The following is a 25,947-nucleotide window of genomic DNA, read 5'->3' as shown; positions in this document are numbered from 1 at the left end:
CCAACATCGTTGCGCTTGTCAGTAGGCTCTCACCTGCCGTGTAAAGGGAAATTTTAACGCTCAATATATTAAAGAAAATTTAAATCGTTTTACGACTATGCATAGCCATCGGCGGGCAAACAACTTTTTATCAACACATTGCAAATGCTCTGTTAAAAATTAAATAGTTTTACCTTTTATTATCATTACGCTACAGCTATGAGCACAGTAAACATTCCACGACTTGATCTTAACGATTATATAAACGGCACGGCTGCCGACCGCAAGCTATTTTCGGACAATATTGGCAAGGCTTTTAACCAAACGGGCTTTGTTACCATTACCAACCATGGCCTAAGCAAGCAGTTGATAGATGAACTTTATACCCAGGTTAAGGCTCTTTTTGCGCTACCTGATGATGTAAAACAAAAGTACGAGATACCAGGTCTGGCAGGCCAGCGTGGCTATACCGGCAAAGGTAAAGAAACCGCCAAAGGCTTTAAAACTCCCGATTTAAAGGAGTTTTGGCAGATAGGCCAAACCGTAACAGACGGCGATCCAATCAAAGATATTTACCCGGACAACGTAGCGGTTGATGAGCTACCCTCATTTAACGTTACCACCCTGGAGGTATATAAAAAGCTGGAAGATGCCGGCAAGCACCTGCTGCAGGCTATTGCGGTGTATTTAAACCTGTCCGAAAATTATTTTGACGATAAGGTACACAACGGTAATTCGATATTGCGTACCCTGCATTATTTCCCGATAACTGACCCCGATTCTGTTCCCGACGACGCGGTACGCGCCGGGGCGCATGAGGATATTAACCTGATTACCCTTTTAATAGGCGCCAGTGCCGATGGGCTTGAACTGCTTACCCGCGAAGGTACCTGGTTCCCGGTTAAGGCTCATGGCGAGGATTTGGTGGTAAACGTAGGCGATATGCTGCAGCGCCTGACCAATAACAAATTGAAATCGACCACGCATAGGGTAGTAAACCCGCCGCGCGAACTGATGAAGTATTCCCGGTTTTCGGTACCCTTTTTCCTGCACCCAAAATCGGGTATGGATTTAACCAGCCTGGAATCATGTATTGATGCCGATCACCCCAAGTTATATACCGATATCACTGCCGGGGAGTACCTGGACGAGCGGTTGAGAGAGATTGGATTGAAGATGTAAAATACGAGAGCCCTTTCCTGGTTGGAGAGGGCTTATACTTAAAAGATGAAAGAGCCTAATCTTCCTATAGAAATCGAAATAAACAAAACTAAATCGTTATTTATTATTTTAGGATCACTTGCCTTTGTCTTGGGGTCAATATGGATTTATTCTATTGCTGATACTCAAACAGATTGGCCCCCTTTGGTTTTGAAGGTAGTTTCAATAACGGGTTTGCTGTTTTTTGGATTAGGCATAATATTGGGCGTTAAAAAGCTGATTGATAAACACCCGGGGTTAATAATCGACGAACATGGCATCCTCAACGCTTCAGGTTTCGGCAAGCCGCAATTCATCCCGTGGGAAACCGTAACCAGCTTTAGGCTGATTGAAATTGAGCGCACCAAACTGATACAAGTTTTCATAAACAATGCCGAAGAAGTAATAAGTAAGCAAAGCCGGTGGAAGCAAAAGTTGATGAGAATGAGCCAGAGCCGATATGGAACACCCATTTCCATCAACTGCGTAATTCTAAAAATTAATTCAGGCGAACTGTTGCAGCTATTGTTAGAAAGGCAATCTGCTGTTAAGGCTTTTACTTCGCCAGCATAGCCTTTCCGCCAATATTCCCTTCAATTCCCTGCCTTCTTTTATACAAAACAAAAACGCCGGTTGCCAGCAGGCCAATTGAGCCTTCAATGAAAACGGCTTGCCTTGGGCCAAGTTCATTGGCCAGCCAGCCCACCATCAGGCTGCCCACGGGGATCATTCCCTGGTATGCCATTACATAATAGCTGATGGCCCTGGCGCGCATGGCAGGTATAGCATGTGTTTGAATGTAGGTGTTAATGGCCGATGTTTGTGCCATCATCCCCAAACCGGTAAAGCTCATGAATATTAATGCAAAGGGCAATTTGCCGGCATAGGCCACCATCAGCACACTTGCGCCAAAAATAAGACCAGCTACTATGATTATCCTGACCAGGTTTTTATCTGTTTTTAAATTGGCCAGGTAAACAGCGCTGATAACCGACCCTATGCCCGCCGCGCTCTCAAACCAGCTAAACGTTTTAGCATCGCCGTTAAAAATGTCTTTGGCAAAAATAGGCATCAGGGTATTAAAGGGTATCACAAACAGGCTGCTTACGGTAAGCATCAATATCAAGCTGCTCAGGTCGCGATCTCCGGATACGTATTTGAACCCATCCTGCAACTCCTGCCAGATACCTTTTTGTGGCTTGCCAATTACGGCGGTGTTCAGCTTCATCATAAACAAACAGGCCAGCACCGGTATATAACTTAAAAAGTTACCGAAGAAACAAACATCTTCGCCAAAGGTGCTTAAAATAATACCCGCCACGGCCGGTCCCGCTATACGGGCAAAATTGGTCATGGTGGAGTTTAAGGCGATGGCGTTGGGCAGATCGGCTTTATTATCAACCATCTCAACCATGATAGATTGACGGCAGGTTACATCAAAGGCATTAATAATACCCTGCACCAGGCTTAAGCCGATGATGGCCGGGATATTATAAAACTTAAATAATATTAAAAATGCCAGTGCGCCAGCCTGCAGCATGGATACAACCTGCGTAATAACCAATATGCGGTAGCGGTTATGCCTATCTACAATACTGCCGGCATAAGGTGCCAATATTAATGAGGGGATAAGGCTAACAAAACTAACTATCCCGAGTAACAATGCCGACCCGGTGAGCCTGTAAACCAGCCAGCTAACAGCTGTTTTTTGCATCCAGGTACCAATGAGCGAGACGGACTGACCGTAAAAAAACAACTTGAAATTACGGTATTTTAAGGAGCGGAAAATGTTCATTTATTCAATCATAAAACAAAGCAAGTTCAGGGGAGATCTTAATGCAAGACTATTGAAATTGTTTCTGATGCAAATATCGGCCTTAATGATATATTTGTAAAATAGATTGTTTTAATGAATTTGATAGATAAAAACGATTGATTATGGAGATTAGGCAATTACAGTATTTTGTTAAAGCGGCCGAGACGATGAACTTTACCGAAGCTGCCGCCGCCGTATTTATTACCCAGAGCACGCTGTCGCAACAAATAAAGCAACTGGAAGATGAGTTGGGCATGCTGCTATTTGACAGGATTGGCCGCCACGTGCGCATTACCGAAGCCGGCCATATATTTTTAACCCACGCCAGCAAAATATTAAACGAGGTACAAAAAGGCAAGCAAGCCATTACCGAGCTCAATAACGCCGCCACCGGCGAACTTAACCTGGGCGTTTCTTACGCCTTTACATCGTTGCTGCTGCCCGCCCTGGCCCCATTCTCCAATAAATATCCCGGCATCAAAATATTTATAACCTATGGAAGCCCAGAGGAACTGGAAAAAAAGCTGCGGCTGGCCGAGCTGGATATGATCCTGGCCTTCCACAATCAATCAGACGATGAAGACCTGGAGATGCAGGTACTTTTTAGCAGCAGTATTGTGATGGTGGTTGCCAAAAATAACCCGCTGGCCAAGCTGGAACAAATAAGCCTGGAAGAACTGGCCCGGCAGGAACTGATATTGCCTGGCAAAGGCTTTAGCTCGCGCGACTTTATTAACGCCCTGTTTTATAAAAATAAGATAGTACCCAATATCAGGATCGAGCTGAACGATGTGCACTCGCTGCTATCGCTGATACAGGACGGCCACTGGGCAACCGTACTCAACGAAAAAGCTTTAATAGGCTGGCATAAAGTGGCCGCAGTACCCATCATCGCCAAAGGCATCAAAAGGCAATCATACATCCTGTGGCAAAAAGGCGTTTACCGCAAAAAAGCCGCGATACTATTCATTGAGCAATTGGTTGAGGTTATGGGGAATGAGGGATAGCCGTACATTGATTGATGTTAACCATGCAAAAATACAAATAACTCATTATCAAATAATTATAAATAAAATACCTGAAATGTGTTAAGTTATGTTAACCCAGTTTAGATGCGTTTGCCCTGATCTTAAGCCTATTCCGCCCCCCAATTATCAATTATTTTTAGTATAATTGGTACAACAAGCCTAACGCCCCAAATGACACAGCCCGCCACGAAAAATCCGCGTTTTACCATAATTTATGGTCTTATATTAACAGCTGTTTTATTCCTGTGCTTCTCGGTAGGGTCAAAAGCTTTTTCAATTTTAGCCGGGCCTGGTTTGTCGTTAGATACCCGGTTTGTTATATCCCGCTTATTTTTTTGGCTGTGTTTTGTAATTATCCTGGTATATGTTAGCAAAGCCGAGCGGCAGCGGCTCCTGTTATGGGACGATGAATCCTACCCAGTCGGTTATTACATTTTATCTGTAATTGTAATACTACTAATTATCGTATTTGGATCGGCCATTATAGGCCTCACGCTAAAACGACTCGACCTGTTGAAACTCAGCCCGGCTATTACATTGATGCGAAATATGAGCGCCCCGGTGAAGTTTTTGGGCATTATTACCGCGGGCGTTTTAGAAGAATTGATATTCAGGGGCTATATGATACCCCGCTTAAAACTGTTTTTTAAAAGCGGGCACTGGCCGGTAATTATATCATCGGCAATATTTGCGTTAGGGCATTGGGGGTATGGCACTGCAATAAATATATTGGTGCCCCTGTTTATAGGTTTGGTTTTTGGCTATCACTATTACAGATACCGCAATATCAACATTCTTATTATATGCCATTTGCTGATAGATTTAAACGCCATGTTTACACCCGATTTTATCAAACATTAGCACAGGCAGAAAACAACCATGAGTCATTCGTGAAAAAAATTCGTGAAATTCGATACAATCAGTGTCAATTCGTGTGACTAAAATTCGTGGAATTCGAATAAATTCGTTCCTGTTCGTGTGCCTATTTTTTCATCTCTTCCCTTATAGCCCGCAAAAATTCATTTACATGCTGCGATCCTATGATGTATACCATACCATCCCTATCGGTTAAATGCACCGCATCGTTGCCGGCGGCGTAAAAGCGAATAGTACCCTTAGTGTGCAGGTTGTACACCGGGTTATTAAACAGGTAGCGGCTGTATGAACCCTTTTCGGCCTTTACAATGCTGTTAAGGTCAATTTTTACCACGCGGGCGGTCCACAAACCGGCCAGCCGGATGCTTTTATTTTCAACGGTTGTACTGTAGTGGAGTAAAAACCCCATAATGATAGAGATGATAATGATAGCAAAACCTACCAGCACCAGCAGGTTACCGTTATGTTCGCTTTCGTCGGTAAAAAAGTATGCGGCAAAGCAAAACATGGCCAAAACAAGGCGTATAGTAATGGGGATAAACTCCCTGCCCAGGTATTGCTTTTCTACAAATACAGTTTTCTCGTTCATGATAGTTTGTACAATTCGAAGATAGTAACTTTTTTAGTGTTATTGTTCACTTTATACCTTTCATCTAAGCGGTATCCGCCCACCCAAATAATGTCGCCATTGCCGTTAACCAACAGGGGTACATCCTGTTTTTGATGCAGCGATAATTTCTGGTTAATGAAATAATCGCTCAGCTTTTTACGGCCTTTCATCCCCATCGGAAAAAAGTAATCTCCCTGGTGCCAGTTGCGTATCGTAAGCGGATAAACCAGCAAAGCAGCATCAACCGATGTAGCCATAGCGTTATCTTTTACAATCAACGGGCTATCGTCATGCAACAAATTCAGCTTGTACGCGCCAAAATGGGCTTCATGATCGTTTATGTCGATGATTGCCTCCTCCGGCCCGCCTGCCTTTTTTTGTTTGATAATCAGCCTATCGCGGTCAAGCACCAGTAAATATCCTGCTGATTCAAATACCCTACCCGGGTGCTTATCCAAAACCGATAGCACATCATCAACGGTTGTTTCGTTAAATCCGTATTCCTGCAATAACTTAAACAGCAGCAAACGGGCGGGGTTTAATTTTTTAACGTCGGCAACCAGCAAAAATATTTCACCGGCGCCATGGTGTAGAATAGTTTCTTTTAACCCTGCCACCTGGTTTTCCAATAGCAGTTCCAGGTCGCGAAAATGTTTCAGGTTATTTTCAAACGTTTTTTCGAGCGATGGGTTAAGTTCTTTTAACCGTGGTATTACCTCGAGCCTGATTTTATTACGCGCATATTTTGCCGATGCGTTTGAACTGTCTTCAACAAAATCAAGTTTATCATCGCTTACTGTTTTATTTATTTCATCGCGGGTTAAAAACAACAGCGGGCGTGCCAGCATGCCGTTTTTGGGCAGTATACCATGCAAGCCGGCAATGCCGGTGCCGCGGGTAAGGTTTAACAATATAGTTTCGATAGTATCGTTTTGGTGATGTGCCAACGCAATGGACTGGTAACCATGCTGCCGGCTTAAGGTATCAAACCATTGGTAACGTAAATCGCGGGCGGCCATCTGGATAGATATTTTGTTGGCGGCGGCATAGACCGTGGTATCAAAATTGATGGTATGAAATGGTACCCTTAATTTTAGTGCCAGGCTTTGGCAAAACTCCTGGTCGCGCAGGGCTTCATTGCCCCGTAACTGGAAATTACAATGGGCTATTCCGAAATTTATGCCAGCAGCCTTTAACAGGTGGCTCATTAAAACAGAATCGGTGCCACCGCTTACAGCAGCCAAAACCTTATTGCCGGGCGCAAACAGGGCATTTTGTTCAATAAAATTAACAAACCGGGCAACTGGAAGCATTCATCAAAATTATTAATTTAATAACCCCAACAAAAAACTAATTTTGCCCCAGTGAGAAAATACGTTTTAAGCTTTTTGTTATTGATGATGGCGGCTACCGTTATGGGCCAAAAAAAATCAATTGTAAACCTGATACAATCAGAAAGCAGCACGTTTACAAAAATAAACGGGCGCGATGTTATCCGGGTTTATAAAGGAGTTTTTAAACAAGATTACTCTATCTTAAAATCAGATAGCGCTTATTTTTACCCGCAGGATAACGCCTTTGACGCCTTTAATAATGTTAACATAAACCAGGGCGATACACTCAACATATTTTCAGATAAGTTAAATTATAATGGTAACACCAAACTGGCCATCCTAACCAATAATGTTAAAATGGTTGATAAGGACGCTACCCTTACCACCAATTATTTAACATACAATACGGCAACCCGCATTGGCACCTACACCAATGGAGGCAAGCTGATTAATAAAGATAACGTACTTACCAGTAAAAACGGGTATTACTTTGCGCTCTCGCGCGATTCGTACTTCAGGTATGATGTGGTTTTAACTACGGTTGATGCCATTATTAAAACCGATACCATGAAATATAATACGGGCACCCGTACAGCTTTTTTTTACGGGCCAACCAATATTTACGGTAAAAAAGATAAAGATACTTTGTACACCGAAAACGGCTTGTATAATACCGTTACCGAGCAGGCTTTTTTCGGTAAAAAAAATCATTATAAACAGGGTACCAAATCATTAAAGGGCGATAGTTTATTTTATGACAAGCTAAAAGGATATGGCCGCGCGGTTAAAAATATCACCTTTACCGATAGGGAGCAAAAAATAACCATGAAGGGCGATTTGGCTACTTATTTTAAGGCCGATGAACGTACCATTGTTACCCAAAATGCTTACATGGTTTTGGTTACCGAGCAAAAGGACACCACCAAAACAGATTCGGTGCCGCAGCCGGCGCCTGTTGCCAAAAACAAAGCCAAGGTGATGAAGGCCCCGCCAAACACCATGAAGATAACCAACATGGAAAACCTGGCCGGCAGTATTAAACCTAATGGTTTGGTTTCAAAAAAAGACTCGGCCCGGTTAGATTCCGCTGTACGTAAAATGGCGGTGCCCAATAAAACGGTTACGCCAGATCAGATAAAGAATGTTAGCGACCTGGTAAACATGGCAGGGCAAATAAAACCCAACCTGACAAAAAAAGATTCGGCTAAAGCAGATTCGGTGATAAAGAAAGCCTCGGCACAGGTTAAAAATATTAATCCCGGCGATGCCAAAAAACAGCTGAACAACCTTGCGCAGGTAGCTGCTGCCATTAAACCCGGCAGTAAAGCCGTAAAGGGCTTAACGTTGCCTAAAGACACCTCAAAAGCTGGCAAGGTGAAGGTAGATTCGGTTTTCATGACTGCGGATACGCTGGAAACCCAGATATTGACCTATAAAGACATGAAGATATACCAGGAAAAGCAACGCCTGGCTTATTCCTATGTTCGGGATACATCAGCGGCTGCCCGTAAACAGATCATTGAAAATAAAAAAAATGATAAAAAACTGGTTGCCCGCCGGCTATCCATTCCGCGCGATACTACCTATCGTCATAGCGATTTCTTCGGCCATCCTAAAATAAAGGTCGATTCGGCACAGATAAAAAAAGATAAGCTATCGGCCATTCGCAAAGCCAGACAGGATAGTGTGCGCCGGGAGGAATTGAAGAGAGACCCCGTGTTTGCCCAGCGCGAAATTAATTTGAAGGACACCGCCCGCGTGAGGATGGTTATTGCCCACCACCACGCCAAATTGTTCAAATCGGATTTACAGGGCAAGGCCGATTCGATTTTTTATAGCAATGCCGATTCAACCATCCGTTGTTATGTACAGCCTATGTTTTGGACGCAAGGCTCGCAGCTATCGGGCGATACCATTTACGTACAGATGCGGAACAAAAAGATGGATAATATGGAACTGTTCCCTTCGGCATTTGTGGTAAACCTGGAAAAAGACGATTCGTTACATTTTAACCAGATGGGCGGCAAAAAAATGCGTGGTTTCTTTAAAAACGATAAATTGGATAGATTATACACGGTTGGAAATGCCGAAAGTATTTACTTTAAACGCGACAGCGCCACCAATACCGTTGAAGGGATAGAACGATCATTAAGCAGCCGCATGGTAATATCGTTTAAAAACAGCAAGGTTGCCAATATACGCCTGCTTACCAAGCCAGAAAACAAATACCTGCCACTTAAAAAGGTGGTTGATGATGATAAGATATTGAAGGGCTTTATTTGGAAACCGAAGGACAGGCCGGTATCTAAAGAGTCCATCATTCCATCGCACCGTAAAACGGCGACAAAACCGGGCGGGAGCAAGCCAAATACAAAAGGTAAGCCCGCGGCTCCTGTTAAGAGCGCGCCTGCAGATAGCTTAAAAAGGCAATTGACAATAGGGAAGGACAGCTTATTGAAGGCGGATACCTCAAGGGCAAGAGGCATTAAAGCTGTTAAAGATAGCATTAAAATGCCTACGGTAATTAAGCCCGTTACGCCGGTTAAAGATACTGTCAAAACTCCAGCAGCGAATTAGTTTAACATTAATCCAGCGATAATATCGTGAAACCATTTGTCATTGTTCAGCATGACACCTTCCGGCAGTCTTTAAAAATTCTTATTAGCTTTTGGTGGAGCCAGATTATTTTCATTTAATGTTTGTATTTAATTACATTAATCGTAATATTGCAATATAAATTATGGGCTTAACAAAAACCGAAATATTTACTGATGAGCAAAACAAGCTGGCTGTTATGTTAAAGGCAATGGCGCATCCGGCACGTATAGCTATTTTACAGCAAATCATCAAAACGAATGCCTGTATCTGCGGCGACCTGGCCGACGAGTTGGGCCTGGCCCAGCCTACCATTTCGCAGCATTTAAAGGAATTAAAAACGGCTGGGTTGATACAAGGTACCATTGAAGGTGTTAGCGTTTGCTATTGCATTAATCCGATAGTGTGGGATATGCTGAGCAAGGAACTAAGCGGCTTTTTTGCAGCTTACGAAGCGCCGAAGTGCTGTTAAAAAAATTTGGCTGGATCAATCGCAATATTGCAATAATAAAATTAAAAGTTATGAACAAGACAGAAGCTATAACCTGGAAAACATTCAAAGACACATTGGAACAACACCCTGGTTTAACGTTGCAGTTTCAATATGCAGAAAACCAATGGGTAGATGCTGCCTACCATATTACCGAAATAAAACAAGCGCCCATTACATCAGTAGATTGTGGCGGCGTAATGAATTCCTGGACGGAAATTATTGTACAACTATGGGAACCCGAAGGCCGGCAACAGGACAAGGCCATGATAGTTGGCAAAGCGCTTTCAATTGTTAACCTGGTTGAAAAAGCGCTGCCTTTAAACCCCAACGGAACGGTGAAAATTGAATTTGGCAATTCGGAATTTGATACCCGCCAAATGCTGCCTAAAGAAATATTGATAGATGGCGATAACCTGGTTGTTGACTTAAGGCCCGATGCGGTGCAATGCAAAGCGATAGAAAGAGGCGGCAGTTGCGGCACCAACGATAAAGGCGAAGAGTGCTGCGAGCCTGTTGTTACAGTAAAGCCAAAAATTCAATTAAAAAACCTTGTTGCTGACGCTGCAGCATGCTGTACACCAGGCTCCGGCTGTTGCTAATTGAGCTAAAGGCACGAAGGCATAAAGTGCAAAGCAAAAACGCTGTTTGGATATAATTACTTATTTAATAAGCCATGCAAATAGAAAAAGCAGAAACCTACAGGGCAAACGTGATTGCCTTGCTGGCAGCTGAAAAACTCCCTACGGATGATTTGCCGCAAACCCTCGAAAATTTTGTAATTGCTTTACAGGATGAAGATGTAATAGGTGTTGCGGGTCTCGAAATTTATGACAGCTATTGTTTGCTGCGTTCTGTAGCTGTATCGGCTGCTTATCGCGGCAAGGGTATAGCAAGCCGGCTGCTTGATACCATAGAAAAGCTTGCAGCTGCCAGGCAGCTGCGGGAAATTTATTTGCTTACTGAAACAGCACCGGAATATTTCAGTAAAAAAGAATATCAAATAATTACCCGGGCCCAGGTTCCGGCCGAGGTTCAGCAATCAACGGAGTTTAGCCATGTTTGTCCGCAATCGGCCATTGTAATGAAGAAAACACTAAAAACAGCATGAAAAATATTTTAGTACTATGTACCGGCAACAGCTGCCGTAGCCAGCTGGCCGAAGGTTACCTGCGCTTTTTCGCAGGCGATAAAGCCAACATTTACAGCGCCGGGATAGAAACCCACGGCGTTAATCCTAAAGCCATACAGGTAATGGCCGAAGACCATATAGACATTTCAAAACACACATCAAACCATGTGGATGAGTACGTCAATATTCTGTTTGATTATGTAATAACCGTTTGCGATAATGCCAATGAGGCCTGCCCGTTTTTCCCGGGCAATGTGCAGCGTTTTCACCATAACTTTCCCGATCCGGCAAAAGCAAAGGGAACGCCCGAAGAAATTTTGAATGAGTTTAGGAACGTAAGGGATATCATCAAAGCTTACTCAGCCAATTTTGTAAAACAGCATATTGGATAAACCCTTTACACAACTTCGTTTAACGCCGTCATCCCATAAAATCAATATGTCAGCAAATAACTGCGCCCCTGTGGCCGAACGTAAAAAATTAGGTTTCCTTGACCGTTACCTTACCCTGTGGATCTTCCTGGCGATGGCCGTTGGAGTTGGGGTTGGTTATTTTATTCCTTCCTCATCTGGTTTTATCAATTCATTTTCCAGCGGCACTACTAATATTCCTTTGGCTATCGGTTTGATACTGATGATGTACCCACCCCTTGCCAAAGTAAAGTACGAAAACATGGGCGAAGTATTTAAAGATGCTAAAGTGTTAAGCGCGTCGCTAATTTTAAACTGGATAATTGGGCCAATACTGATGTTTGTTTTGGCTATAACTTTACTGCATGACCATCCGGCTTACATGGTAGGGCTGATATTGATAGGCCTGGCCCGTTGCATTGCCATGGTAGTGGTTTGGAACGAACTGGCTGAAGGCAACCGCGAATACGCGGCCGGGCTCATAGCTCTGAACAGTATTTTCCAGGTATTGCTCTATAGCGTATATGCTTATATTTTTATTACCATACTGCCGCCGTTATTTGGCTTAAAAGGATTGGCTGTAAATATTACTATTTCCGAAATTGCTAAAAGCGTGGGTATTTATCTCGGTATTCCCTTTGCAGCGGGCATCATCAGCCGTTATACGCTCATCAAAATTAAGGGCGAAGCCTGGTTTCAAACCAAATACGTACCCTTTATATCGCCAATAACACTGGTGGCCTTGTTGTTTACTATTGTGGTAATGTTTAGCCTTAAAGGAAACCTCATCGTTCAAATTCCTTTTGATGTTATCCGTATAGCTATACCATTGGTTATTTACTTTACCATCATGTTTGTGTTGAGTTTTTTTATCGGCAAATCATTTGGCGCCGATTACTCGCGCAGCACCTCTATAGCCTTTACCGCTACCGGCAATAATTTTGAATTGGCCATAGCTATTGCCATTGGTGTTTTCGGCATCAATTCGGGCGAGGCGTTTGCGGGGGTTATAGGCCCGCTGGTTGAAGTGCCGGCACTCATTGCCCTGGTTAACCTGGCCTTTTATTTCCGCAAAAAGTATTATGCCGCAAAAATAATAGCACCGGTACGGTAATGAGGATTGCTCTTTTTTCAGATATACACGCCAACCTGCCTGCGTTTGAAGCCCTGCTGGCCGATTTAGACAAACGCCAGGCCGATGCGGTTTACTGCCTGGGCGATTTGGTTGGCTACAACGTTTGGCCAAATGAAGTAATTGCGCAAATACGCAAACGGGGTATCGCAACGCTTGCAGGCAACCACGATCTGAAACCTAAAAAAATAATTACTACTCCCCAAAGCCTAACCGAACCGGGAAAAAGCCACGCCTACCATTTGATTGATGATGAAAACCGCAAATACCTTGCAGCGCTTCCGGCACACATCCGCCTTGAATTTAACCCGCCCGGCGGGCCGTTAAATATGGTACTGGCCCATGGCAGCACCCGCAGCGTTGACGAATATGTTTTAGAAGATTTGGATGAAGACTATGTGTTGGAAATGATGGAAGAAGCCAATGCAGATATACTCTGCGTAGGCCATTCGCATAAGCCGTATCATCGCGTTATAACAACCAGTAATCAAAAATCCAAACACGTTATTAACATTGGCTCGGCAGGCAAACCAAAAGACGGAAACCCTGATGCTTGCTATGTGATATTAACCCTGAATGAAGCAAGCACCGTGTTGGATAAAAACAGCATAGAGGCTGCATTTATCCGCGTTCCGTATGATGTTGAAAAAGCGGCTGCTGCAATAGAAAAGAGCCCCCTGCCAGATGAATTTGCTGATAGGTTGAGGAGAGCCTATTAAAGCAATCAACCGCTGGACTATGACCGGAGAACGTTCAGGACCTGCCTTATAGAAACAGGCCAGTCCTCACATGGAAGGAACCGGAAGACCGGCGAATTTTACCGGCTATGCGTGGCGGATAAATCGGTCATTACATTCAGCGACAACAATTTACTCATTTTCGCCCTTAATTTTTTCCATAAAAAAGGCCTTTCCCGACGAATCAGAAAAGGCCTTTTTTTGAAAGCTTTGGTGTATGCCTCTTAAAAAAGAGGTTGGGTAATTAAACTCTTTTTGATTTGATACGAGCTGCTTTACCGGTAAGGGCACGCAGATAGTATAATTTAGAGCGACGCACTTTACCAACGCTGTTCACCTCTATTTTATCAATGTTTGGAGAGTTAATAGGGAAGATACGCTCAACACCTATACCGTTAGAAACTTTACGAACAGTGAATGTTTCCGAGTTACCTGCGCTGTTACGTTGTATAACAACACCCTGGTAAAGCTGGATACGTTCTTTGTTTCCTTCTCTGATTTTATAATGCACACTTACAGTATCACCGGCCTTGAAGGAAGGAAACTGTCTTTTTTCTATTGATTGCTCTTCAACAAATTTTACTAAATCCATGATTTTTAGCTCTTAAAGCGATTTTTAGCCCGTAAAAATCGGATTGCAATTATAGGGCTTTTTTTTGATAAATAAAAACCTATTTTAAAAATTTCCACAATTTGTAATTTGTTAACAATTTGGGGGTGGTGAGTGGTTGATTGGGTTGATTAGGTGAGTAGTTGCTGTCTTTTTTGCAAATCTTTAAGTACCCCGAAATTAATCGTCTGTTGCCGCCGGCCTTTTTTCGGTAAAATAGGCTATCACGGTATAAAACAGGCCGATGATGAGCAGGTTAAAAACAAAATTGATGAGCGTATCGCTTACCGAGTGCGAGCGTTTGTCGATATCGATAAATGTGTAAACGGCATAGGCAAATGCCAGGGCGAATATCAGCCACCCGGCTATGGCTACCGGGTAATAAATAATTCCTTTGCGGATAAACCAGTTTAATTTCATGAGCTTAACTTTTAATGGAGATACTTTCGGTCATTACATAACTTATAAAAACAAATACGATAGCCAGGCTGATTAGGATGAGCACAATGTTCCAAAATTTTATTTTAATGGTGATGCTCACCTCCTTCACCTTACGCCTGTCGGGATCGATGTTTTTTACCCCTACGTGTAAGATGGAAAGCACATTGATGACGATACATACAATAGGCAGCACAAACAACACTATCGGCCCCAGGAAATCAATAAAGGGAACTTTTGCTAAACCCGATAGCAGGCTAAACATAGCGGCGAACCAGCCCATACGGGCATGGAAGAAATAAAACATAAATACACATAATAAAAAATAGCAGGGCACTGCTATAAGCCAAACCCCAAGAGCGGCCGAGCGGCGGGCATTCATGATGGCCATTTTTACCGTATCCTGATGCTGCGAAGGGTTTATATCCGGTACTTTTAAATTTTCCATTTGCTTTAAAAATTCATCGTTATTTTTCATGTTACTTACCCTTATAATGCGTTAACTCATTTTGGTTGCACTGCTACAACATGTTTCTTAATTTCTCCAATCCGCGCGATAGCAGCGACTTAATCGTTCCTTCGTTTTTACCCAATATCTCGCTAATCTCGGCATTGCTTTTTTGCTCAAAATAGCGCAACGAGATTACCTCCTGGTATTTTATGTCCAGTTTCAGTAGGTTCTGGCGTATAAGGTTATAATCGTCATAAGCTTTAAGTTCCTGCTCCATCACCTCCCGTTCGTCGTCGGCGTTTTCATGCAGTAGCTTCTCCATCTGTGGGTTTTCCATCAGTTGCTGTAGCGATTGCGGTTTGTATTTACTGCTTCGGTAATATTGGTTAAGCTCGTTAGTGGCTATGCGGTACAACCATGACGATAGGCGGATACCTCGCCATTGAAAGCCACCGATTTTTAAAAAAGCTTTTAAAAAAGTCTCGGCTGCAATATCTTTTGATAAATCATAGTCGCCGGTGCGGCGCATAATATAGCCAAACACAGGTTTGTACCATGCGTCAAACACCTGCCCAAAAGCAGCCGCATCCGTTCGGCATTTTTCAATAAGCTGGGCTTCCTGGCTGGGGTTCATGATTACAACATACCTGTAATGCAAAAGGCATGGTTTGGTTGCAATCTAATTTAGGGAATTTAGTGAGTGGTTGATTAGGTGAATGGTTGATTAAGTGAGTTGTTGAATTGGTTAGAAAGAAAACAAGCTTAGGGGAGTAGATACGCCGATTGATTTGTAATCTAACTACTCTCCTAATCAACCCAATCCAACCACTCACCACCCCATCACTCCAACAAATCCGGCCTCCGCTGTTTCGTACGTTCAAGCGCCTGCTCAAAGCGCCATTTTTCAATTTCGGGGGTATTGCCGCTTAAGAGGATATCGGGCACCTTGTGTCCATTCCAGTCGGCGGGGCGGGTGTATACAGGGGCATCCAGCATATCGTCCTGGAACGAGTCGCTTAGGGCCGAGGTTTCGTCACTGAGTACGCCAGGGATAAGGCGCACAATGGCATCAACCAAAACTGCTGCAGGTAACTCGCCGCCTGATAGTACATAATCGCCTATGCTAATTTCGCGGGTAACATAAATATCGCGGATGCGCTGATCAATTCCTTTATAATGTCCGCATAAAATAATGATGTTGCCCTTAATAGATAGCTGGTTGGCGATAGCCTGGTTAAGCCGCTCGCCATCGGGCGACATGAAGATAATCTCGTCATACTCTCTTTCGGCTTTCAGCTTTTCGATACAGGCTGCGAAGGGAGCGATGGTCATTACCATACCGCTGCCACCGCCGTAGGGATAGTCATCGACACTTTTTTGTTTTTGGGTGGAGTAATCGCGCAGGTTATGCACATGAATTTCGGCAATGCCCTTTTTTTGGGCACGCTGTAAAATAGAATGTGCAAAAGGGCTTTCCAGTAAACCGGGCAAAACAGAAATAATATCAAAACGCATGTGCAAATATGCGGATTATTGATTTCAGATGTGCAGATTTCAGATTTCAAATGTGCAGATGAAGGTCAGGACATAACCGGGGCTGTGATCGGTGGTCCCTTATCATCCGATTTGGATGCTTTATATATCAGGGCATAGAAAATGATGACGAACACAAGTTGAACTGAAATTAACGCTACAAATTGAACCGTTAAATAGGCAACCCCATAGATGGTCCACGTTAGCACGACAAATATAACGCAATTGATAAGAACACTTAACCGCATGGTCTTAAGCCTGATGAGTTCAACATCTGCATCTTCGTTTTTTTCTTTTGACCATATCCAAAGTAACATACAGGGCAATATAAAATAAAGCAAGTATTCCGGACCAATTTTTAAATCAAACCCTATTATTATAGATAGCCCTATTATGAAAATAATGGCTGTTATTTTACCAACCAGGTTAAATGGCAGGTATGACAGGTAAAAAACACTGGTTTGTTTTTTTCTTTTCAACCTTAGATAATAAAGACGCCCAATAAATATTAACAAAAGCGAAATCAAATTGTCATCGACAGCAAAACCGGTGCTGTGGGAAAAGTTAATTACGTTAAGCATTAAAATAGCAATTAAGCCGACATTAACCAAAACGGCCCAATACAATGCCTTGAGACGAAGTATTGCGGTTTGCTGGTTTTCTAACTTGAATTTTGAAAACCCGATCAACATCAAACCTAATATGGCCAATGTGGTTGCAACCTCGTCGGTAAAGTTGTCGCCACCGCCTAAGCCAACCAGGGGAGGGGACCGATACCCACTATTGTAATCTAAAAATGGCAGATAGCGGTCATCAAATTCAAACAATGCCCCTATGATAATCCCTGTAGCCGCTGTTATGAACCCGATTATTTTAAAATAGCGTGGAAGCAATAAGGTTGGTTTCATGATGATTCGGTTTAAATTTAATATCCCAATAACGATGTAAACTTAAAAATCTTATTAGCAACCATTTTCTGTCTTGATTCCTGACTCTAATCTCTTGCCTCTTTTCTATCCCCTATGCTGATAAATGCTCCATAAATTACCGGCCGGATCTGTGAATAGGGCCGTTATCTCCGGAAAGTCTTTACCTATTGGTTGTACTATATTGCCGCCATTGGCTGCAATCGTTGCCACCGTACCTTCGGCATCATCAACCATAATAGATATAATGAGGCCTGGTTCTGCCTGGGGCTTGCGGCCGGTTACCCACATGCCGCTTACCTGGCCAACACCGTCATCAAAAGAGGCATTCCCCTGGTTGTCCTGCCGGATGTGCCAGCCAAATGTTTTTTGAAAAAAAGCCGCTGATACCGCGATATCATCTGCAGGGATCTCGATGTAACAGATTTTGCCATTACCAAAAGTTGGGTGGTTTGCCATGGTTATTTAATTTTAAGATCCTGATTATGTTTTTCGCCTTAACTCTTGATTTTAACTTCCAAACGCTATATCGACTTCTGTATCTGCCACCGGTGCCCAAATGGATCTTCAATACTGCCCTGCCTGTAACCATACTCATAATCCTGCACGGGCGAGGTAATTTTTGCGCCGGCAGTAACGGCCTGCTCAATAACGACATGCACATCCTCAACAAATAATCCAACAACCACAGAATGCCTGCCACCATTCAGGCTGTGCAAACCTGAGTGTGGCGTTTGTTCGTGGAGATGAAACATGGCTCCGTTAATGGATAATTCGGACACATGTATAGTTCCATCATCGTTGCTGAAACGCCGGAGTTCTTCTGCACCAAAAGCTTCAATATAAAAGCTAATGTCTTTTACGCCATTGGGTATGGCCAGTTCGGGGGCGAAAGTGGGTTTATCTTTCATAATTATGTGATTTAATTAATCTTCTTCATCCAAGGTAAAAACCTCTTCAACCGGTTTGCCAAATACGCGGGCTATTTTTAAGGCCAGCACCGTTGATGGCACGTAGCGGTTGCTCTCGATGGTATTAATGGTTTGCCGCGATACCCCGATAGCCTGGGCCAAATCGGCCTGGGTTATGTTTTTGATAGCGCGCTCCACCCGTATGTTGTTTTTCATAGCTATTCCTTAATTAAACGGTTATTCTGGAAAATTTTCCACCTGAAACGGATAATAAAGAATACAAGGGGCACCAGTAAATTTAAAAATAAAATATGTTCGGTATCTGTAGAAAAAACAAGGCTAACGATCAAAAACAAAAAGTTAACATAAACCGACCATTGTAACGAATCGAGCCGGAGCCGCACTATCTGCTCGTCCTCAATTTTCTCTTTAGAGAAAGCCGCGATAAATAAGCCAATGGCCATCAGTAAAGTTGTCGACATAAAAAACAGATGCCTGCCGTTAAAAATACCATCGGCCATGCCATCCCCGTGCATTCCCATTAATTGTTTTTTATATAACACAATAGGAACATGTACAACCACCAGGAAATAGCCCAGGTAGCGCCCCCAATAAGGAAATAAGAATAAAGGTTTCATTGTAGTAAAGTTTGATTTACCAAATGTAAAACAAACTTTACAAATGTCAAATAAATTTGACATTTTTTTTTAAGAATGCGGAACATACCTGAGAAAAGTTATGTCGCAAAAATTCGCGAAATGCTGAAAAGATGAGTGACAAGTTGTTCGAAAACTTTTTAAGTCTGCGTTTTTACATATTCTTATCGAATAATTGTGGAAAACGTCCGGGGATTCAAGAATTTGGGAGACAATGTTTTTGTATATTAGTGTCATAAACCGCTCACAATGAACAAGCCGAAATGGATTCTGCTATTATTGAGTATACTCTTTATATCAATAGCTTTATATTTAGACGTCATTGTGAAGACTGTACACTTTAGGGCTTTCTTTTATAGTATGGGCGGCTTTGCTTTTGGAGCTTCAGTTGTGAAATTCATTAAAAATGAAAAATAAATGTACCTCACCCGAAATAGGCGCTAATAAAACTGGTATTTTATTTCAATAAAAAAGCCCGCATAAAGCAGGCTTAACGTTATATTCCTTAGTTTGATACTTAAAACCTATCCCTCCAGATAAACATCAAGCAGCCCCTCGGGCAAATCGATATAAATTTCACTGGCCTCTATATCAATCCCCTTAATGATCTCGACATTTAGCGGGAAAAGCACCTCTTTGCCTTTAAACATCACCGTTGCTATCAGTTGCTGCGGATATTCCTGCACCTGGGTTATTTCGCCAAGTTCGCCGTGGGTTTCGTCGATGGCCATAAAACCTTCTACATCGTTCAGGGTAAATTCGGCTTTTTTCTTTTTAGGCTTCAGTTTGTTGGGTAGGTACAGGTCGCGTTTTACAAGTAGGCTTGCTTTTTCAATGGTATCCACATCCTCCAAAAACAAATAGGCATTGCTTTTTTGCAGGTACTTGATAGATTGTACGAAATAAGGGATCATTTTGCCAGCCATATCAATAAAAAGGGCGTCGAATTTAATAGCATCCAGGCTATCAAAATCTATATATATCTGCATTTCGCCCTTAAGGCCTTTGGTTTTCAGTATACTGCCAACCCTGAAACAATCTTCGGTTTTCATAAAAACGGTGTTAAATAACAATGGCGAAGTTTTCGCTTCGCCATTGTTGATCATCGGGTCAAAATCATTATCGAAGCTTTTGCAGCTGTCTTGATTCCTGACTCTTAATTCTTGATTCTCGCTTAAAAATTATTCTGCGTCTTCAGCCGGAGCTTCTTCAGCAGCAACTTCTTCGGCAACAGGAGCATTTTTAGCAGCTATTGCAGCAGCTTTTTCTTCCTTCTTTTTAGCCTCTGCAGCCAAAGCCAATTTACGGGCTTCGTCTTTTGCAACTACTAAGCTGGTTTTTTTACCGGTGATTTTGCCTTCTTTAGCATCAGTCCAGGCCGCAAATTTTTCTGCAGCTTGTTCTTCAGTTAAAGCGCCTTTTTTAACGCCACCTTCTAAGTGTTTTTTGTACAGCACACCTTTGTATGAAAGGATAGCACGACAAGTATCGGTAGGCTGGGCACCAGTGTTAACCCACTCTAAAGTTTTGTCGAAATTAATTTCTATAGTTGCAGGGTTGGTGTTTGGGTTGTATGAACCTAAACGCTCAATAAAACGACCGTCGCGTGGTGCGCGGGCATCTGCTACTACGATGTAGTAAAAAGGTTTTCCTTTTTTACCGTGTCTTTGCAGTCTGATTTTAGTTGCCATTTCTTTATTTTATGTATTCAACATGTCCCCGGAGTACTTTCTGCGGGGATGCAAAGGTATAAATTATTATGAAGAAAAAAACACGAATTGCACGAATTATTTCGAATGACACGAATGAGGGCAAATTACTGCCAATCAGCAACATGCAGGCAGCGGCATTAGGCTGCTGAATATTATTACTGCACAATTGATTTTACACTTTAAAATTTGCAAATTACCAGCATGAGCATCACCCGGAAACCACGCATCGCCATTGATATGGACGAGGTATTGGCAGATACCATTGATAAATTTATTGAACTTTATAAACAACGCCACCAGCATGAAGTAATATTGGCCGATATGCACGGCATGGAAATTGGGCGGGCTTTACCTCCGCACCTGAGCAGTACGGTAAGGGCTTATGTTAATGAGCGTGGTTTTTTCAGGGACATTAAAGTAATGCCCGGCAGCCAGCAGGTAGTAAAAGCACTTATGGAACATTACGATGTATACATAGCATCGGCGGCTATGGAGTTTAAATATTCGCTGGAGGATAAACAGGCCTGGCTTGAGGAGCACTTTCCTTTTATATCGTGGACAAACATTATTTTTTGCGGGCACAAAATACTGGATGTTGACATTATGATTGACGATCGCATCAAAAACTTCGTAACTTTCAAAGGGCGCAAACTGTTGTATACATCGCCGCATAATGTATTGGTTGATGGTTTTGAAAGGGTAAACAACTGGCAGGACGTTGCCAATAAATTATTAAGGGCTTAGTTAATTACTTTAATATAAATGCTTTATATTTATACAATAAGCCGCGACTAATTCAAGCATGCCGAATAACACCTACGCTGCCATAAACGATTGTATAATTATTTTTGATACCGATGAACAGAAATATCTTTTCATCAGTCCGGCTATTGTTAATATTTTAGGAATTACCGCTGCTCAGCTGCATGGCAACAACAGGTTGTGGCTTGATATAATAAGCGAAACGCAGCGCGGGGACGTAGAAATTACGGTTGCCAACCTGAGCATAAATGGCTCGGTTGAGCTTAATTATCTCATCAAAACAACGCAGAATATCACAAGGGGCATAATTGATAAAAAAAGCCTGGTTATTGACGAGGCTACCGGTCATAAAGTTTTAGTAAGTACTATTAACGTACAAACGCCGATTCCCGCCAGTGATGCCCCGGAAGACAGTATTTTTAGCGATTTGTTTTACAAAAACGCAAATCCGGTATGGATTATAGATGAAGAAACGCTGCGTTTTGTAAAAGTTAACCAGGCCGCTATTGCCCATTATGGTTATACTGAAGACGAGTTTTTATTAATGACGGCCAATGACATTAGGCTGCCGTCTGAAGCTGTGAAATTAAAGACATATTTAAGCGAAAAAGGAAGTATGGGGGTAATCCCTATCGATTTTAACAGCGCCGGGATATGGAAGCATTTAAATAAAAACGGAGAAACCATTTATGCCGACGTTAACTGGTTTGGTATAAAGTATAAGGGCGGCAATTGTATTTTATCAATTGCTACTGACGTTACAGCCAAATTGCAATACCAGGAGGAAGCCAAGCGCCGTGAGCAGTTTTTAAGCTCGCTGATTGATTCGCAAACTAATTTTTTGATAAGGATAGATATTAACGGCTGTTATAGTTTTGTTAACAAACAGTTTTTGAAAACTTTTGGATATAAAGCAAACGAGCTGATAGGGCGCCATTTTTCAGTTACCACCATACCACAGGAGTTGCATTTGTGCGAAGAAGCGTTTGTTAATTGCCTAAGCAACCCGGGTAAAATTGTAAAACTACTGCACAAAAAGCCGGATGCCTGGGGCGGGCTTCATGACACCGATTGGGAACTTATATCTATCACCAACGATACCGGGCAGGTTTGCGAGATACAGGGGATAGGGCAGGACATTACCGCAAAGCTTAAAATTGAACAGGAAATAAAAGAAGCCGCTGAAAAGCTGGAATCTTTTATTGAAAGCATAACCGATTCATTTTTTATTATCGACAATGAATGGCGGTTTGTTAAGGTAAATTCGGCGTTCGAAAAAATGACAAACACCCCGCGCGAAGAAATGCTGGGCAATGTACTTTGGGACGTATATCCCGAAATTGTAGATTCGGGCTTTGGCCGGGCCTATTACGAATTGATAGAAAAGCGCCAGAGTGTAAAGTTTATTGAATATTTTGACCGGATTGATAAATGGCTGAGCATATCGGCTTACCCATCTGCCGAAGGTATAACTGTATATGTTAAGGATATAAGCCATGAGCGCCGGGCCCAGGAAGAGGCCCATTGGACAAAAACAAGCTTAGAGGCTCTGATAAACAACACGCATGACCATATCTGGTCTGTTGATAAAGAAATGCGCTACGTATATATGAACGATGCTTACATCAGGGAAACAACACACTTTACCGGTGTTGAACCTAAAGCAGGCGAACATTCATACCTGCATAAAGGATATAGCGATGAGGCACACCATGAATGGAAGGCCCATTATTCGCAGGCATTACTTGGCGAACAATACACCATTATTAATGAAAGCATTGACCGGCTAACCAAAACCCCGGTATATTTTGAAGTAAGCTTTAACCCAATTTATACGCAACAGGGCGACATTATTGGTGTAGGCTGCTTTGCCCGCGATATTACCCGGCGCCTTAAAATTGAGCAGGAACTGATTGATCAAAATGAACGCTTGCGCAATATAGCCTCGCTCAGTTCGCACGAAATAAGGCGGCCGGTGGCCAGTATGATGGGCCTGATAAGCATAATGGATAAGGAAAACTTTTTTAACCCCGAAAACGAACAGATTATCCAGCACCTATTCACTGTAAGCGCCGAAATTGATGATGTTATCCGCCTAATTGTGGATAGTACTTTTACAAGCCACGGCTAAGTTCTTAAATTGAAGGACAATGGCCCCGGTTGTATAAAACGCGGCAAATTCCCTTATGGTTACTCGCGGTAGCCCCTCTCCTGGCTTTTACTTTACCAACCCTTTTTGCCGTCGCGAAATAGCAAAAAGGAGGAGGACTGCTTTACTTAAATTTATTTTTTAATGCCGCCAGTTTTATGGCGATGTCTGTCTCGGGCGCTTCCTGTGGTTTCCTGTTGAAATTGGGTTTGTTGTTTCCGCCGGCCGGCCTTCTGTCATCATTCCTTCTGTCACTATTCCTACCTGTGGTCGGCTCGCTTTTATCATTTTCTTTCATCGACAAGGCAATCCGCTTGCGGTTAACATCAACCTCGGTTACGGTTACCTCAACCTTCTGGTGAACTTTCAATACTTCGTTAGGGTCTTTAATAAAGCGGTTGGTAATCTGGCTCAGGTGTACCAACCCGTCCTGGTGAACGCCGATATCAACAAAGGCTCCAAAGTTGGTTATGTTAGTGACAATGCCGGGCAGCTTCATCCCTACTTTAAGGTCACCAATTGCATTTACACCATCGGTAAAGCTAAAAGCTTCAAACTGTTCGCGCGGGTCGCGGCCCGGTTTGGCCAGCTCGGCCATGATATCGTTCAGCGTAGGTAATCCTACTGTTTCTGATGTGTACTTTTGCAGCGGAATACTTCTGCGGATGGCGGCATCGCCCATCAAATCTTTCACGGTGCACTTCATGTCCTTAGCAATTTGCTCCAGCAAGCTATATCGCTCGGGGTGAACCGCGCTTGAATCCAGTGGATTTTCGGCATGGTGGATGCGCAGGAAACCGGCCGCTTGTTCAAATGCTTTTTCGCCCAGGCGGGGCACTTTTTTAAGCTGATCGCGGCGTTTAAAAGCCCCGTTCTGGTCGCGGTAATCTACAATGTTTTGCGCCAGCTGCGGACCCAGCCCCGATACATAGGCTAAAATTTGTTTTGATGCTGTATTCAGCTCTACACCAACGGCGTTTACGCAACTCATTACGGTATCATCCAGCGAAGTTTGCAGCTTGTTTTGGTCCACATCGTGCTGGTATTGGCCTACACCGATTGATTTTGGGTCGATTTTCACCAACTCGGCCAATGGATCCATCAAACGTCGTCCGATAGATACGGCGCCCCTTACGGTAATATCTTTATCCGGAAACTCTTCCCTGGCTACATCAGATGCAGAGTAGATAGACGCTCCGCTTTCGTTCACCATTACAATAGCTACGCCGGGCAGGTTAAGGTTACGTACAAAAAGCTCCGTTTCGCGGCCGGCGGTACCGTTGCCTATAGCAATGGCCTCAATTTTATACCTATCAAATAAATGCTGAACAGTTTTTTCCGCCTCACGCGCCTGACCCACTCCTGTGTGCGGGTAAATGGCAGTATTCTCCAATAATTTTCCCTGTTCATCCAAACAAACCAGCTTACAGCCGGTACGGAAACCAGGGTCAATAGCCATAACCCGCTTTTGGCCAAGCGGAGCGCTTAAAAGCAGCTGACGGGCATTTTCAGCAAATACGCGGATAGCCTCCTCATCGGCTTTCTTTTTAGTAAACAGGCGTACCTCTGTTTCCATCGATGGCTTCAGCAGGCGTTTGTAGCCATCGGCAATGGCCTGCTTTACCTGGTCGGCAGACGGATTGTTAGCCTTCACAAAGCTGTCTTCCAGCGCGGCAATGGCTTCCTCTTCAGCCGGTTTTATATCCAGCCAAAGAATTTCCTCCTTCTCGCCGCGACGCATGGCCAAAATGCGGTGCGATGGGGCCGACTTTACCGGTTCTGTCCAGTCAAAATAATCTTTATACTTAATGCCTTCTTCCTCTTTACCATCAATCACTTTTGACTGGAAAGTGCCTTTCTCTATAAAAAGCTCGCGAATGCGGGTACGTACTTCGGCATTTTCGCTAATGGTTTCGGCAATAATGTCCCTTGCGCCGGCCAATGCTTCCTCAATGCTATTAACGCCTTTTTCGGCATCAATAAAAACAGCGGCCTCTGTTTGCAGGTCGGCTTTGCGTTGTTCCAGCAGCAAATCGGCCAAGGATTGTAAACCTTTCTCGCGGGCCGCGGTAGCGCGGGTTTTGCGTTTGGGGCGATAGGGCAGGTAAATATCCTCCAGCGAAACCATGGTTTCGGCTTCGTTTATTTGTTTTTCCAATTCGGGCGTTAGTTTGCCCATATCGGTAAGCGATTTCAGGATCGCTTCGCGGCGTTTATCCAGGTCGCGCAGTTGTTGGGCGCGGTCGCGTATCTCGGCCACCTGAACTTCATCCAGCGTGCCGGTAACCTCTTTGCGGTAACGGGAAATAAATGGTACTGTTGCTCCTTCATCAAGTAATGCCATTGTTGCACTTACCTGTTTTTCGGATATGGAAAGCTCTGAAGCTATTTTTTTAGAATGCGATATCATACATCAAATTTCGGACTGCGAAGTTGAGAGAATAGCCTTACAATTCAAAA

General features: G+C 43.2%; 29 protein-coding genes. 13 read left to right on the top strand and 16 right to left on the bottom strand.

Features of this window, described 5'->3' with window-relative positions; translation table 11 throughout:
• Positions 1-198: 198 nt before the first annotated feature.
• Positions 199-1,161: an isopenicillin N synthase family dioxygenase gene (locus BMX56_RS20200; RefSeq protein WP_090651486.1), complete on the top strand. Its 963-nt coding sequence runs from the start codon at positions 199-201 to the stop codon at positions 1,159-1,161.
• A 45-nt stretch (positions 1,162-1,206) separates the two neighbouring features.
• The gene (locus BMX56_RS20195) at positions 1,207-1,752 is read left to right on the top strand and encodes an STM3941 family protein (protein WP_090651485.1); all 546 of its coding nucleotides are present in this window, start codon (positions 1,207-1,209) and stop codon (positions 1,750-1,752) included.
• Here the strand turns inward: BMX56_RS20195 and BMX56_RS20190 are convergent.
• Positions 1,736-2,974 carry an MFS transporter gene (locus tag BMX56_RS20190; RefSeq protein WP_177183871.1) on the bottom strand — a complete coding sequence of 413 codons (1,239 nt, stop codon included), beginning with the start codon at positions 2,972-2,974 and terminating at the stop codon, positions 1,736-1,738. The genes BMX56_RS20195 and BMX56_RS20190 overlap by 17 nt on opposite strands.
• A gap of 143 nt (positions 2,975-3,117) precedes the next feature.
• Between BMX56_RS20190 and BMX56_RS20185 the strand changes: the two genes are divergently transcribed.
• Both BMX56_RS20185 and BMX56_RS20180 read left to right on the top strand, forming a co-directional pair.
• Positions 3,118-4,002 (top strand): LysR substrate-binding domain-containing protein, encoded by an 885-nt coding sequence (locus BMX56_RS20185; protein ID WP_090651484.1) that lies wholly within the window; start codon positions 3,118-3,120, stop codon positions 4,000-4,002.
• Positions 4,003-4,194: 192 nt separating this feature from the next.
• A complete protein-coding gene (locus tag BMX56_RS20180) occupies positions 4,195-4,884 on the top strand; it encodes a CPBP family intramembrane glutamic endopeptidase (RefSeq protein ID WP_090651483.1) in 690 nt (229 codons plus the stop codon).
• Positions 4,885-5,005: 121 nt separating this feature from the next.
• On the opposite strand, the gene BMX56_RS20175 is transcribed toward BMX56_RS20180, so the two are convergent.
• Together BMX56_RS20175 and tilS are read right to left on the bottom strand one after the other, a co-directional pair.
• Positions 5,006-5,488: a hypothetical protein gene (locus BMX56_RS20175; RefSeq protein WP_090651482.1), complete on the bottom strand. Its 483-nt coding sequence runs from the start codon at positions 5,486-5,488 to the stop codon at positions 5,006-5,008.
• Positions 5,485-6,822, bottom strand: coding sequence for a tRNA lysidine(34) synthetase TilS (tilS, locus tag BMX56_RS20170; protein WP_090651481.1), 1,338 nt, complete (start codon positions 6,820-6,822; stop codon positions 5,485-5,487). The genes BMX56_RS20175 and tilS overlap by 4 nt, the downstream gene beginning before the upstream one ends.
• Before the next feature lie 51 nt (positions 6,823-6,873).
• Between tilS and BMX56_RS20165 the strand changes: the two genes are divergently transcribed.
• The 7 genes from BMX56_RS20165 to BMX56_RS20135 all read left to right on the top strand — a co-directional run bounded on the left by BMX56_RS20165 (position 6,874) and on the right by BMX56_RS20135 (position 13,321).
• Positions 6,874-9,420, top strand: a complete 2,547-nt coding sequence (locus BMX56_RS20165) for an OstA-like protein (protein WP_143065489.1) — start codon at positions 6,874-6,876, stop codon at positions 9,418-9,420.
• 163 nt (positions 9,421-9,583) lie between these two features.
• Positions 9,584-9,910, top strand: coding sequence for an ArsR/SmtB family transcription factor (locus BMX56_RS20160; protein WP_090651479.1), 327 nt, complete (start codon positions 9,584-9,586; stop codon positions 9,908-9,910).
• A 50-nt stretch (positions 9,911-9,960) separates the two neighbouring features.
• Positions 9,961-10,530, top strand: coding sequence for a DUF6428 family protein (locus BMX56_RS20155; protein WP_090651641.1), 570 nt, complete (start codon positions 9,961-9,963; stop codon positions 10,528-10,530).
• A 74-nt stretch (positions 10,531-10,604) separates the two neighbouring features.
• Positions 10,605-11,039, top strand: a complete 435-nt coding sequence (arsN2, locus tag BMX56_RS20150; protein ID WP_090651478.1) for an arsenic resistance N-acetyltransferase ArsN2 — start codon at positions 10,605-10,607, stop codon at positions 11,037-11,039.
• On the top strand, positions 11,036-11,452 hold the full coding sequence (locus tag BMX56_RS20145) for an arsenate reductase ArsC (protein ID WP_090651477.1): 417 nt from the start codon (positions 11,036-11,038) through the stop codon (positions 11,450-11,452). Before arsN2 ends, BMX56_RS20145 begins: the two co-directional genes overlap by 4 nt.
• 46 nt (positions 11,453-11,498) lie before the next feature.
• On the top strand, positions 11,499-12,584 hold the full coding sequence (arsB, locus tag BMX56_RS20140) for an ACR3 family arsenite efflux transporter (protein WP_090651476.1): 1,086 nt from the start codon (positions 11,499-11,501) through the stop codon (positions 12,582-12,584).
• Positions 12,584-13,321: a metallophosphoesterase family protein gene (locus BMX56_RS20135; protein WP_090651475.1), complete on the top strand. Its 738-nt coding sequence runs from the start codon at positions 12,584-12,586 to the stop codon at positions 13,319-13,321. The genes arsB and BMX56_RS20135 overlap by 1 nt, the downstream gene beginning before the upstream one ends.
• 262 nt (positions 13,322-13,583) lie before the next feature.
• Here BMX56_RS20135 and rplS read toward each other — a convergent pair whose 3' ends face one another.
• The 12 genes from rplS to BMX56_RS20075 form a co-directional block, all read right to left on the bottom strand.
• The gene (rplS, locus tag BMX56_RS20130; RefSeq protein ID WP_090651474.1) at positions 13,584-13,931 is read right to left on the bottom strand and encodes a 50S ribosomal protein L19; all 348 of its coding nucleotides are present in this window, start codon (positions 13,929-13,931) and stop codon (positions 13,584-13,586) included.
• A gap of 198 nt (positions 13,932-14,129) precedes the next feature.
• On the bottom strand, positions 14,130-14,369 hold the full coding sequence (locus BMX56_RS20125) for a hypothetical protein (RefSeq protein WP_090651473.1): 240 nt from the start codon (positions 14,367-14,369) through the stop codon (positions 14,130-14,132).
• Between the two features lie 4 nt (positions 14,370-14,373).
• Positions 14,374-14,865: a hypothetical protein gene (locus tag BMX56_RS20120; RefSeq protein WP_090651472.1), complete on the bottom strand. Its 492-nt coding sequence runs from the start codon at positions 14,863-14,865 to the stop codon at positions 14,374-14,376.
• Positions 14,866-14,908: 43 nt separating this feature from the next.
• Positions 14,909-15,472: an RNA polymerase sigma factor gene (locus tag BMX56_RS20115; RefSeq protein WP_090651471.1), complete on the bottom strand. Its 564-nt coding sequence runs from the start codon at positions 15,470-15,472 to the stop codon at positions 14,909-14,911.
• Between the two features lie 206 nt (positions 15,473-15,678).
• Positions 15,679-16,353 carry a tRNA (guanosine(37)-N1)-methyltransferase TrmD gene (trmD, locus tag BMX56_RS20110; protein WP_090651470.1) on the bottom strand — a complete coding sequence of 225 codons (675 nt, stop codon included), beginning with the start codon at positions 16,351-16,353 and terminating at the stop codon, positions 15,679-15,681.
• 65 nt (positions 16,354-16,418) lie between these two features.
• Complete coding sequence (locus tag BMX56_RS20105) at positions 16,419-17,279, bottom strand: hypothetical protein (RefSeq protein ID WP_090651469.1); 861 nt, start codon at positions 17,277-17,279, stop codon at positions 16,419-16,421.
• Positions 17,280-17,384: 105 nt separating this feature from the next.
• Entirely contained in the window at positions 17,385-17,756 is a 372-nt protein-coding gene (locus BMX56_RS20100; protein WP_090651468.1) for a VOC family protein, read from the bottom strand.
• Positions 17,757-17,821: 65 nt separating this feature from the next.
• Complete coding sequence (locus BMX56_RS20095; protein ID WP_090651467.1) at positions 17,822-18,208, bottom strand: VOC family protein; 387 nt, start codon at positions 18,206-18,208, stop codon at positions 17,822-17,824.
• Between the two features lie 15 nt (positions 18,209-18,223).
• Positions 18,224-18,424: a helix-turn-helix transcriptional regulator gene (locus BMX56_RS20090; RefSeq protein WP_090651466.1), complete on the bottom strand. Its 201-nt coding sequence runs from the start codon at positions 18,422-18,424 to the stop codon at positions 18,224-18,226.
• A gap of 2 nt (positions 18,425-18,426) precedes the next feature.
• The gene (locus BMX56_RS20085) at positions 18,427-18,846 is read right to left on the bottom strand and encodes a hypothetical protein (RefSeq protein WP_090651465.1); all 420 of its coding nucleotides are present in this window, start codon (positions 18,844-18,846) and stop codon (positions 18,427-18,429) included.
• Positions 18,847-19,388: 542 nt separating this feature from the next.
• Positions 19,389-19,916, bottom strand: a complete 528-nt coding sequence (gene rimM, locus BMX56_RS20080; protein WP_090651640.1) for a ribosome maturation factor RimM — start codon at positions 19,914-19,916, stop codon at positions 19,389-19,391.
• A 129-nt stretch (positions 19,917-20,045) separates the two neighbouring features.
• The gene (locus BMX56_RS20075; RefSeq protein WP_090651464.1) at positions 20,046-20,555 is read right to left on the bottom strand and encodes a 30S ribosomal protein S16; all 510 of its coding nucleotides are present in this window, start codon (positions 20,553-20,555) and stop codon (positions 20,046-20,048) included.
• 222 nt (positions 20,556-20,777) lie between these two features.
• On the opposite strand from BMX56_RS20075, the gene BMX56_RS20070 reads away from it, so the two are divergent.
• Both BMX56_RS20070 and BMX56_RS20065 read left to right on the top strand, forming a co-directional pair.
• Positions 20,778-21,320 (top strand): 5' nucleotidase, NT5C type, encoded by a 543-nt coding sequence (locus BMX56_RS20070; RefSeq protein ID WP_255369878.1) that lies wholly within the window; start codon positions 20,778-20,780, stop codon positions 21,318-21,320.
• A 58-nt stretch (positions 21,321-21,378) separates the two neighbouring features.
• On the top strand, positions 21,379-23,469 hold the full coding sequence (locus BMX56_RS20065; protein WP_090651463.1) for a PAS domain S-box protein: 2,091 nt from the start codon (positions 21,379-21,381) through the stop codon (positions 23,467-23,469).
• 142 nt (positions 23,470-23,611) lie between these two features.
• On the opposite strand, the gene BMX56_RS20060 is transcribed toward BMX56_RS20065, so the two are convergent.
• On the bottom strand, positions 23,612-25,897 hold the full coding sequence (locus BMX56_RS20060; protein ID WP_090651462.1) for a Tex family protein: 2,286 nt from the start codon (positions 25,895-25,897) through the stop codon (positions 23,612-23,614).
• Positions 25,898-25,947 lie beyond the last annotated feature (50 nt).

The organism is Mucilaginibacter sp. OK283, from assembly GCF_900110415.1.
Lineage (GTDB): Bacteria > Bacteroidota > Bacteroidia > Sphingobacteriales > Sphingobacteriaceae > Mucilaginibacter.
This window is presented reverse-complemented; position numbering and strand designations above follow the sequence as displayed.